The organism is Bacillus sp. PSXD-155, assembly GCF_049310765.1.
Classification (GTDB): domain Bacteria; phylum Bacillota; class Bacilli; order Bacillales; family Bacillaceae_G; genus Bacillus_A; species Bacillus_A cereus.
The window spans coordinates 56,316-71,912 of sequence record NZ_JBMOWC010000002.1 but is presented as its reverse complement, the minus strand read 5'-3'; the positions used below and the strand labels follow the sequence as shown (position 1 = coordinate 71,912).

Sequence of the window (15,597 nt, the reverse complement as noted above, 5' to 3'; positions counted from 1 at the left end):
TTACAAAAAAAATAGCGGCCAGCTATTTTAAATTTAGTGATTAATTGTATCTTGAAGAAATTCTGTTGCTTGATGTTCAGTAACATTTTGTACGAGCGCGACTTCGCTGATCATCATTTTTCGTGCATTATCTAGCATTTGTTTTTCGCTCGCATTTAATGTTCTCTCTTTATTACGGCGAAGTAAATCACGAACCACTTCTGCGCTATCTTGTAAATTGCCATTTTTCATTTTTTCCATATTCATTGTATATCTTTGTTTCCATGAGAGTGATGGGTCTGACTCCCCGTTTTGAAATTCAAGAAGTATATCATCTAACGTACCTCGATCAACGATATAACGAATACCCGATTTTTTTAATTGTTCCATCGGAAGCATTACTTGCATATCTTTACTAATGATGCGTATCACACAATATTGACGTGAAGTACCTAATATTTCTTTCTCTTCAATTGCTTCGATAATTCCTGCACCGTGCATTGGATAAACGATTTTATCACCAATTTGAAACAAATCATCCACCTCCATATGTGGTAACCACTTTTAATGATAGCATACGTATGTAAAAATGTCAAATTTTATATAATAACATAATATTTATATTCGAGTCAATAAGATAAAGTGCTTTTTTATGTTTTTTTTGGGGACCTTATTTATAGTGATTTTTTTAGAAAAATAGTACAGGTGAAGAAAGAAGGCATATCCACTTATTTTTAAGCATAAAATGTAAAAGCGCTAATACAATATACCTAAATCCGTTCTTTGCAAAGGAGGGAGAGAAGGTGGGGCGCACAATAAAAATTGATATTACAAATAAAGTTGTAGCTAAATTTAGACCAAATTATTTGGAATTATATACGAGTAAATTTATGATAGGTAAGTTTTATGTCTATACTGAAGATAAAGAATATGTGTTAGAAGACGGATATATATATGAGAATGGAAAGTTTTATCGCATCATAGATACGCACCGTGGCAATAATCAAGCGGCGGAGGGCTGCGATCTAGGACGGTGTTAACATGATTCGTGTGAAGGTGTTTGATGAAAGTCACGAAAAAGACTTAGAAGATGCTGTAAATGTGTTTTTGAAAAAGATTGATGATAGCAACTTTGTAGATATTAAATATCAAGTTGGTGTTTCCATTAACGACGATGAAAACCAAATTTATTGTTTTTCAGCAATGATCGTTTATAAAGCATAAAAAAGAGCTGGGTGAGCCAGCTCTTTTTTATGCTTTATGTTGGGACAACATGTGTCGGTAATACATTCATAATAGATTGGGGTGCGCCTAATTTCTTTGTCGTTAAAAGAGGCTCCCCTGTTTCGTGATTTTGGGCATCTTTACACATACCAAGGTGATAACGATCACCTAAAAATGGATCAATATAAAAACCATTTTTGAATACTTTATCATTTGGATGTTTTTCATGATGAATATCAGAGCAGTTAATACAATAGAACATAGCGTTCAACCCCTTTTTATTTTGTTTGAAAAAAGTGAGTCGGTAGTCATTTCGCTCCTAAGGAAATGTTGAGGAGAAGAGAAATAACTACCGACTCAAATGGTGGGCATATTCCTTCTGATTTGTCATATCTCGCGTATTGTCCCTGAGGGAAGGAGGAGAGACGAAGTACGCATGATATAAGTAAGGCGCTTCTTTCAATATGAATGATGGAGTTTCATGTTGAGAGAAGTTTTTATTTTGTATTGCCTTTGTGAGTATATTATGAGGAAATGCTAAGAGGGTGTTTGTCCTGTTGAAAAAATGTTGAGAATTTCTCAACAGTAAAAGAATTAGCGTTGACATGAAACTAAAAGGTGTTATATTATCGAAGTGAAACCAAAAGGTGTTATGTTATAACGCCGAGTAAAGGAGAATGAACATGGAACAACAAAATACATTAAATGATATTAAACAAACAATCGTTTTTAACGCGTCTATTCAAAAGGTATGGAGTGTAGTATCAACTGCAGAAGGGATTGCGTCATGGTTTATGCCAAATGATTTTGTATTAGAGGTAGGACATGAATTTCATGTGCAATCGCCATTTGGGCCATCACCATGTAAAGTGTTAGAAATTGATGAGCCAAACCATTTATCTTTCTCATGGGATACAGATGGCTGGGTTGTTTCATTTAATTTGAAAGACTTAGGAGATAACAAAACAGAATTTACGTTAATTCACGGCGGCTGGAAACATCCTGATGAAATTCTTCCGAAAGCGAATGCGAAGAGCTCTATTATTCGCGATAGAATGAGCGGTGGTTGGGTAGCGATTGTAAATGAAAAACTGAAAAAGGTTGTCGAAGGCTAAGTGTCCTCGTCAGCAGCGAAATATGATGTATTTCAAGCAATTGCTGATCCAACCCGCCGAGAAGTAATACGGTTATTAAGTGACAAAGAGTTACCGATTTCCAAAATAACGGATCATTTTCCAATGAGTCGTACTGCGGTTGTAAAGCACCTTCATATTCTTTCGGAAGCGAATTTAGTAAGTGGAAGAAAAAGCGGAAGAGAGAAGATATATCGTTTGCATCCAGAACCATTAGAAGAATTACAACAGTGGCTCTCGTATTATGAACGTTTTTGGGATAATAAATTATCCATGCTGAAACATATTGTGGAGAATGAAGAATAAAAAAAGGGTGACCAAAATGGTCATCCTTTTTATTGTTGCTCACTTGTTTGTGTAGCTGGCTTTAATAAAAGCCAAGCAATAATTAATGTAAATACTGCTAATACGAAAGTGCTCATATAAATGACGTGTACGCTTGATGCTAATGCGGATTGTGATTCGGTTACTACGTTTGCTGTAGTACCGCCATGTCCACCAGATACAAGATCAAGATTTTTAATACCACGTGCGTGAATCATCGTATTGAAGATTGTACCGAATATTGCAGCACCTAACGTTTGACTAAATGTATTAATAAATGTATTTAAACCAACAGCTGTCCCGCGTGTATGAGCTGGCACGGCTGCTTGAATTGTTACCATGTAAATCGGTGTCACAAGCCCCATTCCTAAGCCGAATAATCCGACTGCTACATAAATAAGGAACGATGGTGAATTTGTTGATAGTGTAAATAATAAGAACGTAGCAACTGATAAGATGCTAGCTCCAAGTAAAATAATTTGTTTCGTTTTTAACTTGCCAACTAAGTTACCCGAGAACATAGCACCAAATGTCCACATAACAGGAATTGGCATTAAAATGAGTCCAGCTTCTGTTGCATTTTTTCCTAAAACACCCTGGCTCCAAATTGGAAGATACACAGTAATACTAATAATCATTGCGCCAGCAATAAGAGTTAATATATTTATCGTAGATAATGTACGGTTAGAGAAAAGTGCTAGCGGAATTAATGGTTCCGGAGATTTTTTCTCGATGAATAAGAAAATAATAAATGAAACGACGGCGAAGATTAATAGGCCGATAATTGTTATGTCTCCCCAGTTTTGCTTACTGCTACCTGTTAATAATGCATATAGTAGAGCGATTGTACTTAATGAAAAAACTGTTGCACCAAGATAATCGATATGATGTTTAGCAGGTTTAATAGATTCTTTGTAGTAAATTACAATCATTAAGCAAGCGATAATTCCGAATGGAACGTTTAAGAAGAAGATATAACGCCAAGAAAGGGAATCAACTAAAAATCCACCTACTAACGGTCCGATAACACCGGATACACCCCAAACGGCACTCATCCAACCTTGTGCTTTCGCGCGGTCTTTCGCTTCGCTATATAAGTCTCCAATAATCGTCATTGTGATTGGCATAACAGCACCAGCACCGATACCTTGAAGCGCGCGGAAGAAAATTAATTGTTCCATCGATGTAACGACTCCGCAAAGTGCAGAACCGACTAAAAAGATTGTAGCCCCGATCAGTAAAACCTTTTTACGACCGAATAAATCAGCGAGCTTTCCGTATATTGGAGTCGAAACAGCTGTTGCAAGCATATAAATTGCATATACCCAACTAACAAGTTCGACGCCTGACAAATCACTCGTTATACGAGGGATTGCTGTACTAACAATCGTTCCTTCTACCGCAGAAAGAAACGTCATTAACATTAAAGACATCATGACTTTTTTTCTCATTTGTTTTCCCCTTACCCTTTTTTAAATATTCAACAATATAAAATATAAAGGTACTAAGGTATATAAAGCAACAAAAAAGCAATGGAAAGTTACATGGAGCAGATGTTTGTCGCTTCTTGTCGGTAAGTCGATATATTTGAGAAATCGCCGATATAAGTTGTAGAATCGCTGATAAATTTGGAAAATCGCCGATAATGATTTCATGGCAATATTAAAAAAAGAAACAGGAATCCCTGTTTCTTTTTTTAATATTGCATTTTCGCGTTTTCTCCAGCTGTCGTTCCAGCAATTCTACCAGTAACAAGGGCTGATGTAATATTATAGCCACCAGTATAACCATGGATATCAAGAACTTCTCCGCAGAAATATAAGCCGTTCGTGAATTTAGAAGACATTTCTTTCGGATTAATTTCTTTCACGGATACACCTCCGCCAGTAACGAATGCTTTTTCAATTGACTGCGTACCATTTACATTTACAGTAAACTCTTTAAAGTCTTTCACAAGTGCACGAATCTTTTCGTGAGAAACTTGTCCAGCTTGTTCACTACCGTCAATTTCATTTTTTTCTAATAAGAATAGGAAGTAACGTTCAGGGACATAACCTTTTAAAACGTTTTTAATTCCTTTTTTCGGATCTTCTTTCATTTGTTTCAGCATGCGCTGAAATAATTGCTCACTATTTTCCTCTGGCAATGCATCAATACTCATTTGTATTGTGTTCGTTTTAAACTTTTTCATTGCTTTCACGACGAATTGACTACAGCGAAGAGCAGCAGGACCAGATAGGCCAAAATGAGTGAAGAGCATGTCCATTTTGTGAGAAATGATAGCTTTTCCTTTCGGGTTTAATACGCTTAAGTTTATATCACGTAAAGCAAGACCTTGTAATGAGCGATCACGTATAAACGGCTCGTTTGACAGGATAGGTACTTCTGTTGGGAATAATTCTGTAATTGTATGACCTGCTTTTTCAGCCCAAGCGTATCCGTCTCCAGTGGAACCAGTTTGAGGAACGGATTTTCCGCCAACAGCGATAACGACGTGATTTGTTTCTAACACTTCGCCTGTTTGCAGTACAACTGCCTTCGTTTGACCATTTTCATATTCAATCGTTTCAACAGGCGTATTTGTACGGATTTTTACACCTAAGTCTTTTAATCGTGTTAAAAGTGCGTCTACAACAGATTGTGCTTTGTTTGACACAGGGAACATGCGACCGTGGTCTTCTTCTTTCAATTTAACACCGAGATTTTCGAAGAATGTAATAATATCTTCATTATTAAAAATAGAAAAAGCGCTGTATAAGAAGCGACCGTTTCCTGGTATATGTTTAACAATTTCATCAAGTGGTAGACGGTTTGTTACGTTGCAGCGTCCGCCGCCAGAAATCGCAAGTTTACGCCCAAGTTTATTTCCTTTATCAAGAAGTAAGACATTTGCGCCTTCTTCTGCAGCACCAATTGCAGCCATTAGCCCAGAAGGACCGCCGCCGATGACAATAACATCATAATGCATAATATATCGACCTCATTTTCTACATTTCCTGCCTAAAAGAATAGCATGTTTTCCCTTAAAAGAAAAATAGAGTGAAGTACTGCTTAATGAGAGAATTGTGGTACAATACAAAAGTTAGAGTTCAGCACTATCCTGCTATTTGTAGGCGATAAGACTAAAACCTCAAGATTTAGGAGAAGTAAATAGGGAGTCTGTTAGCCTGTAAATGCTCGAATGGTTCAACTAATAAGGAGTAGGAGAGAAGTCTCCAACTAATTATAGTTTCACTTTATGTAGATGTAGGAGGATTTTTGTATGTCCGATTCGAAATTTCTGCGCGGAACGCTTATTGTTACGCTAGGGACATTTTTAGTAAAGTTCTTAGGCATGATTTACGTCTTTCCGTTTCATGCATTAGTAGGCACAGAAGGCGGAACGCTCTATACATATGGATACATTCCATATACGATCTTTTTAAGTATCGCAACGGCAGGTGTGCCGCTTGCTGTTTCAAAATTTGTTTCCAAATATAATGCGCTTGGCGATTATAAAACGAGCCGGAGAATGTTCCGCTCGGGAATGGTTATGATGATAGTAACAGGAGTTCTTTCGTTCCTAGTACTGTACATGACGGCGCCACTGTTTGCAGAAGCGATGCTTGGTAAACAAAGTATACACAATAATGTAGGAGAAGTTACGACGATCATTCGTCTTGTAAGTTTCGCACTTATTGTTGTACCAGCAGCGAGTTTAATTCGTGGTTATTTCCAAGGTCACCAGTCTATGGGACCAACTACCGTTTCACAAATTATTGAACAAATTATTCGTATCGTCTTTTTATTAGCTGGTAGTTTTATCGTTATTAAAGTACTTGGCGGTACAGTTGCAACAGCAGTTGGAGTAGCGACGTTTGCTGCGTTCGTTTCAGCGGTTGGAGCACTCGGTGTGTTAATTTGGTACTGGTTAAAACGTAAAAAATATTTGGATCAATATTTAATTGAACAAACTGTACCAGAATCAACAGTAAGTACCGTTCAGTTGTTTAAAGAGTTATTCGCATATGCGATTCCTTACGTTGTAATTGGGTTAACAATTCCTTTATATCAACAAATTGATACATTGACATTTAACTCAATTATGCAGGCGATTGGTCAAGGTGATATCGCAGAGCGAGCGCTTGGTATTTTCACAATGTGGACGCATAAGTTAATTATGATTCCTGTATCACTTGCAACAGCGTTTAGTTTAACGCTTGTACCAGCAATTACAAAATCATTTACTGAAAAACAATACCGCTATTTGAAATTACAAATTACACAAACATTCCAAGCAAATATGTTTTTAACATTGCCAGCAGTTATCGGTATTTCAACACTTGCATATCCAATTTACACTGCTTTCTATGACTCAGATCCATTAGGTGGACAAGTATTAATGTGGTATGCACCAGTTGCATTGTTATTTGCTTTATTTACAGTAACAGCGGCAATTCTTCAAGGGATTAATCAGCAAAAGCATGCGATTGTCGCGCTTATTATGGGTGTTATTTTGAAATTTGTATGTAACGTAATCTTTATTCGTTATTTCGGTACAGTAGGAGCAATTCTAGCGACCGCAGTTGGTTTCTTAGCTTCTGTTTGGTATACAAATCGACAAATTAAAAAATACGCACACTATTCATTCGGTGTTGTATATAAAAGAACATTCCAAATTGCAGTACTGACACTTATAATGGTCGTTGCTGTAAAACTATCACAATGGCTTCTATCCTTCATGATTTCGCCTGATGGCCGTATTGGTGCTCTTATAACAGTTGCGATTTGTGCAGGTATTGGCGGTCTTGTTTACGGATTGTTAGCAATTCGCACAGGAGTACTTGAAAGAGTATTTGGCGGAGAAGCATTAGATAAAATTCAACGTAAACTTGGTAGTAGATTTAAAATAAAGTTGAAATCAAGAGGGGCGTAATTACGTCCCCTTTTCTATGATAAATAAAGAAGGTGAAAAACGTGAGATTAGATAAATTATTAGCGAATATGGGATATGGAAGTAGAAAAGAAGTAAAGAAATTATTGAAAGATGGCGTTGTGAAAATTGATGGAACGCCAGTAAAAGATGCGAAAGTTCATGTAAATGTAGAAGAGCAAGAAGTTATGATTCACGGTGAAGTTGTGGAATACAAAGAGTTTGTTTACTTAATGATGCATAAGCCACAAGGTGTTATTTCAGCGACGGAAGATGATAATCATGAAACAGTAATAGATTTATTAGAATTAGAAGATGCAATCTTTGATCCGTTCCCAGTTGGACGACTTGATATCGATACGGAAGGTTTCTTATTGATAACAAATGATGGGAAGTTATCACATCAATTATTATCTCCGAAAAAGCATGTGCCGAAAAAATATTATGCACACGTTGCAGGAGTAGTAACAGAAGAGGATGTAAAAGAGTTTGCTAAAGGTGTTATTTTAGACGATGGCTATGAAACAAAGCCAGGTGCGCTTACAATATTGAAAAGCGATGATATTTCTGAAATTGAGCTTGTGATTACGGAAGGAAAATTCCATCAAGTGAAGCGTATGTTTGAAGCGGTAGGGAAAAAAGTAGTCTACCTAAAGAGAACAGAGATGGGTCCGTTAGTATTAGATGAAGAACTAGAACTTGGACAATACCGAGAGCTAACAGATGAAGAAGTAGAAATGTTAAGAACATACCAAGTAGATACTGAAAAGTAGTACCTTTATAGGTGCAGAAAAAACCCCTTTCTAATAGTTAGAAAGGGGTATGTATTTATTTACATACAATTATTTTTCGTTATGAGGTCATTCTCACTTTCTTTCCTGTTGTTGTCCACTTACCGCGGCAAGGGCTATACACGAGTTCATTAAACTGCAACACATTTAGATCACGTTGTATCGTTCGCGGTGTGATCCCGAACTCATCTACAAGGTCTTTCGTCGTTACCGTTCCGTTTTCATTGATGTACATATAAATTGATTTAATGCGTGTTAGCATACGAGTAGTTGTAGGTTTCAAGAGAAAACCACTCCTCTACTAGTTTTTTTGACCCCATTCAGGAAAGAAGGTCGTTACTACCATTGTACTCTACATGATAAAATTCATGCTTTAATCTACTTAAATTTTACAAAAGTTTAACAAATATTTATATAGAAAAATATTGGTAGTTGACATTGTATATATGGTCAGTCAACTAACACATAAAATTCTACGTAAAACGCCAAATTCCTGCAAATTTTTTTGAAAAAATAAAAGAAAAACTAATAAGAAATGTCTGAAATATTACAATTGTTCGGTATTTAGTTTTCGTGTATGGCATAAGGGATTTCGGTTTGCTATGATGAAAGAGATAATATAGTGAAGGATGGATGCGTGATGTCAGCGATTAATTGGACTGAAGAAGTTGCAAAACGAAAAGATGATTTAATTCGTGATACACAACAATTTTTACAAATTAAAAGTGTATGGGAAGAAGAATCGGCGAAAGAAGGCGCACCATTCGGTGAAGGTGTAGAAAAAGCGCTATCTTTCATGTTACATAAAGGAGAAGCTGAAGGTTTTGCTTCTAAAAATTTAGAAGGATATGCAGGTCATCTTGAAATGGGACAAGGAGAAGAGTTAGTAGGTATTCTTTGTCACGTTGATGTTGTACCAGAAGGAGATGGCTGGACGACTCCTGCGTATAGTGCGGATATTCGCGACGGAAAGATTTTTGCACGTGGTGCAATTGACGATAAAGGCCCAACGATGGCAGCATATTATGCGATGAAAATTGTGAAAGAATTAGGCTTACCTCTTTCAAAACGTGTTCGTATGATTATAGGAACAGATGAGGAAAGCAATTGGAAATGTGTAGATCACTACTTTAAAAACGAAGAAATACCAACAATCGGTTTTGCACCAGATGCAGACTTTCCAATTATTAATGCAGAAAAAGGAATTTCTGATATACAAGTTGTGCAAAATGGTAGTGAAGAGAAAAAAGGTACATATGAACTTGTTTCATTTGATTCAGGGCGTCGTTTAAATATGGTTCCTGATTTTGCAGAAGCGGTTATTACAGGAGAAGATGTAAATGCACTTACAGTAGCATATGAAGAGTATTTACAAACTGCTAAAAAAATAGGGAAATCGACTATAGAAGGCAATACAGTGACGTTGCAAATAGAAGGAATTTCAGCGCACGGATCTACTCCTGAAAAAGGAGAAAATGCAGGTTTATTATTAGCAAACTTCTTAACTACAGTTTCACTTGATGGAAAAGCAACTGCATTTGCGACATTTGCAACAGAAACATTTACTGGTGATATTTTTGGTGAAAAAGCTACTATTGCTTATAAAGATGAAATTAGCGGTCCATTAACAGTGAATGTTGGTCGCCTTTCTTATAAGAAAGAGAATGGTGGTAATTTAGGATTAAACGTACGTTACCCAGTTACGACTAACTTTGAAGAAATGATTGCAAAGTTAAAAGAATATGTAGGTACGTATGGATTTGCAGTAGCAGACTATTCTAACTCTCGTCCGCATCACGTTGATAAAGATCACGAGTTAATTCGTACGTTGCAACGTGTATATGAGGAACAAACAGGTGAAAAAGCTGAATTGTTAGCAATCGGCGGAGGTACTTATGCTCGCTCATTAAAAGCTGGTGTGGCATTTGGACCGCTATTCCCTGGAAAAGAAGAACTTGCGCATCAAAAAGATGAGTACATTGAAATTGAAGACTTATTAAAAGCAACAGCAATTTATGCGCAAGCAATTCATGAACTAGCGAAGTAAAGTGAAACTTTAATCGCCGATATATGAATAATGACCGCTCTCTACTTTAGAGGGCGGCTTCTTTTTAATTGAATGAGATAAGAAAGAAAAGAAACAATAGAAAGAAGGAGACGGTGTACATGGATAGGCATTATTTTGTCGCAATTACGTTACCAAATCATATAAAAGAAGTGCTGTCTAAGTATAAAGAGGATACGAATGAGGAATTACCATTTCGCTCGTGGGTACATAAGGAAGATTATCATATTACCCTTTCCTTTTTAGGAGGTGCGACAGAAGAACAGTTAAAAGGGATAAAGAATGGATTACAAACACTTACAAAAACAAAAGAACTATCGTTCACGTTACAAGGTTTTTCAACGTTTGGTAGAGAAGATCAGCCCCGTATTTTTTGGGCGAAGGTAAGTGAGAATCACGATTTGTTTCAGTTGCAAAAGCAAGTACATGTCATTTGTGAAGAAAATGGATTTTCTCTAGAAACACGCCCGTATCATCCACATATTACTGTTGCTCGTAAATGGATAGGAGAAGAAAAGTTTCATTTAGAAAGTATAAAAGAAGTACCTGAAATATCATTTCAAGCAGATACAATTACTTTATACGAATCCCACGTGAAAGAAACCCCGAAGTATAAATCGATTGCTGAAATAAAATTACAAAAATAGAATGGTGAAAACGTTTTTTATGCAGGTGAATATACTATAGAGAAGAATGGAGTTACTGTATAGAGTCTTGTTGATAAGAAAAGCCTTATCATTTGCAGCTCATTTTATCTCGCTCATTAAAGTTTCACTTTATTTTAACTTTGAGAATGATGGTGATTTTTTTATGTTGAAAGTAAAACGTCCATTTGATGCCTATTTAGATGAAATGAATAAAATTACAATTTTGCTCCCACATGCGTATGGAACAAGTCGGACATTTCGTTTGCAAGAAGGAAGTAATGTGAAAGATTTACCGATTGCTCATACGATTGCGCTTCCAGATGCAACGAAGTATGAGTGCTTTATAGAAGAGCCGCTAGATGTGGGAAAGTATTATACAGTACGAGATGAACGGAATGAAGAAACGGATTTACAAATAGGTGCTGTTATTCGAACAACAATTTTCGATGAAAAGTATTATTACGAAGGTACAGATTTAGGTGCTGTGTATCAAAAAGAAGAAACGACATTTAAAGTATGGGCCCCAACTGCAAGGCTTGCGAAAATAAGAATTTATAAGAGCGATAAAGAATATGCCGATCATGAAATGTACAGGGGAGAAAACGGAGTTTGGATTCAAACATTACAAGGTGATTTAGACGGAGCACGCTATACATTTCTTGTTTGTATTAATTTAATATGGAACGAAGCTGTAGATCCTTATGCAAAGTCGGTGACGGTAAACGGAAAACACGGTGTTGTTATCGATTTAGAAAAAACGAATGTAACAAGAAGAGAAGGATTACCACCATTACAATCAATGACAGATGCCATATTGTATGAACTGCATATTCGTGATGCGACTATACATCAAAATAGTGGAGTGATTCAAAAGGGAACATATAAAGGATTGATGGAAGAGGGAACAACAGGACGGAATGGGACTTTAACAGGGTTGTCTCATATAAAAGATTTAGGTGTTACACATGTTGAACTATTACCGTTATATTGTTTCGGTGGTGTAGATGAGGCGAATCCTTCGTCTGCCTATAATTGGGGGTATAATCCATTATATTACAATGCACCAACAGGATTTTATGCTACAAATCCCTCTGATCCGTATAACAGGATAGTAGAGTGTAAACAGTTAATCGAGACATTTCATGAGCATGGCATTAGGGTAATTATAGATGTTGTATATAATCATGTTTATGAAAGAGAGCTATCATCATTTGAAAAGCTTGTTCCAGGATACTATTTTCGTCATGGTGAAGATGGTATGCCTTCTAATGGGACGGGAGTCGGAAATGATATAGCATCTGAACGGAAAATGATGAGGAAATTCATTGTAGAGTCTATTTTATATTGGCTTACTGAATACAATGTCGATGGATTCCGATTCGACTTAATGGGAATTTTAGATGTTGATACAATGAATATGATAGAAAAAGAAGTGCGAAACATAAAACGAGATGCTTTGTTATTAGGAGAAGGATGGGATTTACAAACACCGCTTCCTCGTGAGGAAAAAGCAACGTTAAATAATGCGAAGAAAATGCCACATATGGCGCAGTTTAATGATCAATTTCGTGATGGGATAAAAGGGAGTACATTTCATATAAATAAGCGTGGTTTTGCATTTGGTGGGCATGTAGACTGTAATCATTTGCAGTATATTGCAGCAGGAAGTCTTTTAAGTATGAAAGAAACAGGGCTGTTTCTAGAGCCGGCGCAAAGCATTAACTATGTAGAATGTCATGATAATATGACGATGTGGGATAAACTAGTGCGCAGTAATGAAGAATCAGAAGCGATTTTGAAAAAACGTCACCTGCTAGCGAGCGCAATGGTTATTCTTTCACAAGGTATTCCTTTCTTACATGCAGGACAAGAGTTTTATCGTACGAAGAAAGGAAATGAAAATAGCTATAATGCAAATGATGAGATCAATCAATTAGATTGGGATCAAAAAGAGAAAGAAATAGAGACCGTTAACTATATAAAAGGTTTAATTGCGATTCGTAAAGAGCATGGGGCATTCCGATTACAAAACGCAGACCTTATAAAAAAACATATGACTTTTTTACAAACATCTACAGAAGTACTTGCATATCACCTAGAGCATGCAGAATCGTTTGGGCCGTGGAAAGAGATTGTCGTTTTATTTAATAGCGGTTTAGAAGCTAAAACTGTGCAACTTCCGAAAGAAGAAACGTGGCATGTGATAGTAGACGAAAAGCAAGCGAAAATAGAGCCAATTTCTTCATTTAGAGGAAAGGAACTTAGGCTCGCTCCAATTAGCACGTATATATTGACGATAATGTGACAAATCGCTACTTGACGATGAGAATGTAATAAATGTAGAATTGACAAAGGTGACGATTTTGATAAGTTGTCATTCTATGACAGGTTTTGTAAAATAAAATAGAGAATTTTTGGCTGAGGCTAATTTTTCTTTTCATTTACAGTAAAATATATGAATCCACAACATGTGTAGAAATGTTGCGGTTTTTCTTTTCATAACTATAAAAGATAAGGATTTGTTAACGGGTAATGAATATGGAATGGTTGGAACAATTATTAGGAAAAGAGTGGAGTCTTGTACCGGCTGGTGGAGTAACGGGCGATGCATATATTGCGCAAAACGGACAACAGAAGTTATTTTTAAAGCGGAATACATCGCCCTTTTTAGCGGTATTGTCAGCAGAAGGAATTGTTCCAAAATTACTTTGGACAAGAAGGGTAACGAACGGTGATGTAATTTCTGCTCAAAAATGGCTTCCGGGACAGAAGTTAGAGCCAGAGGATATGAAACTAGAACGTGTTGCGAAACTTTTGAAGAAAATTCACTCCTCTAAAGCGCTTGTACAGATGATTCAAAGACTTGGGAAGCAACCGCTTCACGCACAAGAGTTATTACAACAACTGCAACTCGTTTTAAGAGGAGATATAAGGGATGATGAAACAATTCAGCAAGGCCTTCAATATTTAATGGATTCATTAAAAGCTATTGAATACAATGAATTCGTTGTATGCCATTGTGATGTAAACCATAACAACTGGATATTGTCGGATGAAGATGAGTTGTTTTTAATTGATTGGGATGGAGCTGTAATTGCTGACCCAGCTCTAGACCTTGGTATGTTATTATATTGGTACATTCCGCGCCAGGAGTGGAGTGAGTGGCTCGGTTTTTATGATATTGAAATGGATGAATCGCTGCTTAGGCGCATGAGATGGTATGTGATAGCACAAACGATTTTGTCTATTCAATGGCATACAACAAAAAAACAGCAAGCAGAAGCTGAATATTGGCATCAATATTTACAGCAACTACTTGCTTCAGAATAATACTTAAGAAAAATTGTCCATTCCAGCAATCCACTGAGTAAGTTGTTCTTGATTATTGGAAATATGGTTGTCCAAATTAGAGGAAGATTTACCCGATTGACTATAAGAATATACATCGTTTAGCATTGTTTTAGCGTCACTACTTATATTATCGTTTGCGAGTAACGATTGAATGAGGCGCTCTAATTGCTCGCATTCTGAAACTGTCCCGCAGCAATCACTTTGGTGGTTGACTAAAATATCTTTCAGCACTTCTAATTGATGTTGTTGATTAATTGGCATGAACGGATCATCCTTTCGATTGTTTTTCTCTTCAAATGTAAGAGAAAAAGCTGTTTCGTCATGGAATGTTTAGTGCTGTATGTAGTTTTTATCAAAATGGTACATCTTATACTTGAAAGAAACGGACCGAGTGCTCGTACGTACTTGGTTTTTTGTTTGGTAGATTGATTAAAAAAAGAAAGAAGGAATTATTCCTTTAAAATAGTTTTGTAAAGAGAGGGAGACATCTATGCGTTTAAGACATAAACCATATGCAATGGATCGAATTAACGAGTATTCACATATCGTAATCGGAAACCCAGAGGAGCGCGCTGGTAACTGGAAAGAAGTATTTGGAAATGAACAACCAATTCATATTGAAGTAGGTACAGGTCGTGGCCGCTTTATGTATGATATGGCAAAAGCGAATCCACATATTAATTATATTGGAATTGAAAAATTCACAAGTGTTGTTGTAGATGCACTTGATAAATTAATTGAAGAAGAAGTGCCGAACTTAAAGTTAATTAATAAAGATGCTGAAGATTTAACAGTTTTCTTTGCAAAAGGTGAGATTGATCGCGTTTATTTAAACTTCTCAGATCCATGGCCAAAGAAGCGTCATACGAAGCGTCGTTTAACGTATAAAACGTTTTTACGCAATTATGAAGAAGTGTTAGTAGAAGGCGGAGAAATTCATTTCAAAACAGATAACCAAGGTTTATTTGAATATTCTCTTATGAGTATGGCTGAGTATGGTATGTTACTAACTTACTTAAGCTTAGATCTTCATAACAGCGACTTTGAAGGTAACATCATGACTGAATACGAAGAGAAATTCTCTAGTAAAGGTCATCGTATTTACCGAGTTGAAGCAAAATATCGTACAGAGCCTATGCAGTAATGCATAGGTTTTTTATATCTAAAATAA

At 36.4% G+C, this 15,597-nt stretch carries 17 protein-coding genes; 11 read left to right on the top strand and 6 right to left on the bottom strand.

The genetic code is table 11. From position 1 onward, the window contains the following. Positions 1 to 33 precede the first annotated feature (33 nt). Complete coding sequence (locus tag ACO6VI_RS01820) at positions 34 to 528, bottom strand: CarD family transcriptional regulator (protein ID WP_000451446.1); 495 nt, start codon at positions 526 to 528, stop codon at positions 34 to 36. Positions 529 to 782: 254 nt separating this feature from the next. Here ACO6VI_RS01820 and ACO6VI_RS01815 point away from each other — a divergent pair, with 254 nt between their 5' ends. Together ACO6VI_RS01815 and ACO6VI_RS01810 are read left to right on the top strand one after the other, a co-directional pair. Further along, positions 783 to 1,019, top strand: a complete 237-nt coding sequence (locus ACO6VI_RS01815; RefSeq protein ID WP_000533803.1) for a DUF2553 family protein — start codon at positions 783 to 785, stop codon at positions 1,017 to 1,019. Position 1,020: 1 nt separating this feature from the next. After that, entirely contained in the window at positions 1,021 to 1,203 is a 183-nt protein-coding gene (locus ACO6VI_RS01810; protein ID WP_000621751.1) for a sporulation protein Cse60, read from the top strand. A gap of 34 nt (positions 1,204 to 1,237) precedes the next feature. Here the strand turns inward: ACO6VI_RS01810 and ACO6VI_RS01805 are convergent, their stop codons facing one another. Continuing rightward, complete coding sequence (locus tag ACO6VI_RS01805; RefSeq protein WP_016080023.1) at positions 1,238 to 1,465, bottom strand: DUF3973 domain-containing protein; 228 nt, start codon at positions 1,463 to 1,465, stop codon at positions 1,238 to 1,240. Between the two features lie 421 nt (positions 1,466 to 1,886). Here ACO6VI_RS01805 and ACO6VI_RS01800 point away from each other — a divergent pair, with 421 nt between their 5' ends. Together ACO6VI_RS01800 and ACO6VI_RS01795 are read left to right on the top strand one after the other, a co-directional pair. Next, a complete protein-coding gene (locus ACO6VI_RS01800) occupies positions 1,887 to 2,318 on the top strand; it encodes an SRPBCC family protein (RefSeq protein WP_000437769.1) in 432 nt (143 codons plus the stop codon). Continuing rightward, entirely contained in the window at positions 2,319 to 2,642 is a 324-nt protein-coding gene (locus ACO6VI_RS01795; RefSeq protein ID WP_000098837.1) for an ArsR/SmtB family transcription factor, read from the top strand. It abuts the gene before it with no gap. Positions 2,643 to 2,671: 29 nt separating this feature from the next. On the opposite strand, the gene ACO6VI_RS01790 is transcribed toward ACO6VI_RS01795, so the two are convergent. Next, positions 2,672 to 4,111, bottom strand: a complete 1,440-nt coding sequence (locus ACO6VI_RS01790) for an MDR family MFS transporter (protein WP_001228030.1) — start codon at positions 4,109 to 4,111, stop codon at positions 2,672 to 2,674. Positions 4,112 to 4,356: 245 nt separating this feature from the next. Then, positions 4,357 to 5,628: an NAD(P)/FAD-dependent oxidoreductase gene (locus ACO6VI_RS01785; protein ID WP_088021579.1), complete on the bottom strand. Its 1,272-nt coding sequence runs from the start codon at positions 5,626 to 5,628 to the stop codon at positions 4,357 to 4,359. Between the two features lie 294 nt (positions 5,629 to 5,922). On the opposite strand from ACO6VI_RS01785, the gene ACO6VI_RS01780 reads away from it, so the two are divergent. Next, the gene (locus ACO6VI_RS01780) at positions 5,923 to 7,575 is read left to right on the top strand and encodes a putative polysaccharide biosynthesis protein (protein ID WP_001284026.1); all 1,653 of its coding nucleotides are present in this window, start codon (positions 5,923 to 5,925) and stop codon (positions 7,573 to 7,575) included. A gap of 41 nt (positions 7,576 to 7,616) precedes the next feature. Continuing rightward, complete coding sequence (locus ACO6VI_RS01775; RefSeq protein ID WP_001234948.1) at positions 7,617 to 8,345, top strand: pseudouridine synthase; 729 nt, start codon at positions 7,617 to 7,619, stop codon at positions 8,343 to 8,345. Positions 8,346 to 8,424: 79 nt separating this feature from the next. Here ACO6VI_RS01775 and ACO6VI_RS01770 read toward each other — a convergent pair whose 3' ends face one another. After that, on the bottom strand, positions 8,425 to 8,646 hold the full coding sequence (locus tag ACO6VI_RS01770; protein ID WP_000805512.1) for a DeoR family transcriptional regulator: 222 nt from the start codon (positions 8,644 to 8,646) through the stop codon (positions 8,425 to 8,427). Positions 8,647 to 9,003: 357 nt separating this feature from the next. Between ACO6VI_RS01770 and pepV the strand changes: the two genes are divergently transcribed. The 4 genes from pepV to ACO6VI_RS01750 all read left to right on the top strand — a co-directional run bounded on the left by pepV (position 9,004) and on the right by ACO6VI_RS01750 (position 14,405). Further along, on the top strand, positions 9,004 to 10,410 hold the full coding sequence (pepV, locus tag ACO6VI_RS01765) for a dipeptidase PepV (RefSeq protein WP_422422967.1): 1,407 nt from the start codon (positions 9,004 to 9,006) through the stop codon (positions 10,408 to 10,410). Between the two features lie 119 nt (positions 10,411 to 10,529). Then, complete coding sequence (gene thpR / locus ACO6VI_RS01760; protein ID WP_063548796.1) at positions 10,530 to 11,075, top strand: RNA 2',3'-cyclic phosphodiesterase; 546 nt, start codon at positions 10,530 to 10,532, stop codon at positions 11,073 to 11,075. Positions 11,076 to 11,238: 163 nt separating this feature from the next. Further along, positions 11,239 to 13,380 (top strand): type I pullulanase, encoded by a 2,142-nt coding sequence (pulA, locus tag ACO6VI_RS01755; RefSeq protein ID WP_023523197.1) that lies wholly within the window; start codon positions 11,239 to 11,241, stop codon positions 13,378 to 13,380. Between the two features lie 227 nt (positions 13,381 to 13,607). Beyond that, positions 13,608 to 14,405, top strand: a complete 798-nt coding sequence (locus ACO6VI_RS01750; RefSeq protein WP_002094168.1) for a phosphotransferase family protein — start codon at positions 13,608 to 13,610, stop codon at positions 14,403 to 14,405. Between the two features lie 3 nt (positions 14,406 to 14,408). Here the strand turns inward: ACO6VI_RS01750 and ACO6VI_RS01745 are convergent, their stop codons facing one another. Further along, positions 14,409 to 14,687, bottom strand: a complete 279-nt coding sequence (locus tag ACO6VI_RS01745) for a YtzH-like family protein (RefSeq protein ID WP_001122235.1) — start codon at positions 14,685 to 14,687, stop codon at positions 14,409 to 14,411. A 229-nt stretch (positions 14,688 to 14,916) separates the two neighbouring features. Between ACO6VI_RS01745 and trmB the strand changes: the two genes are divergently transcribed. Next, entirely contained in the window at positions 14,917 to 15,570 is a 654-nt protein-coding gene (trmB, locus tag ACO6VI_RS01740) for a tRNA (guanosine(46)-N7)-methyltransferase TrmB (RefSeq protein WP_001239383.1), read from the top strand. Positions 15,571 to 15,597 lie beyond the last annotated feature (27 nt).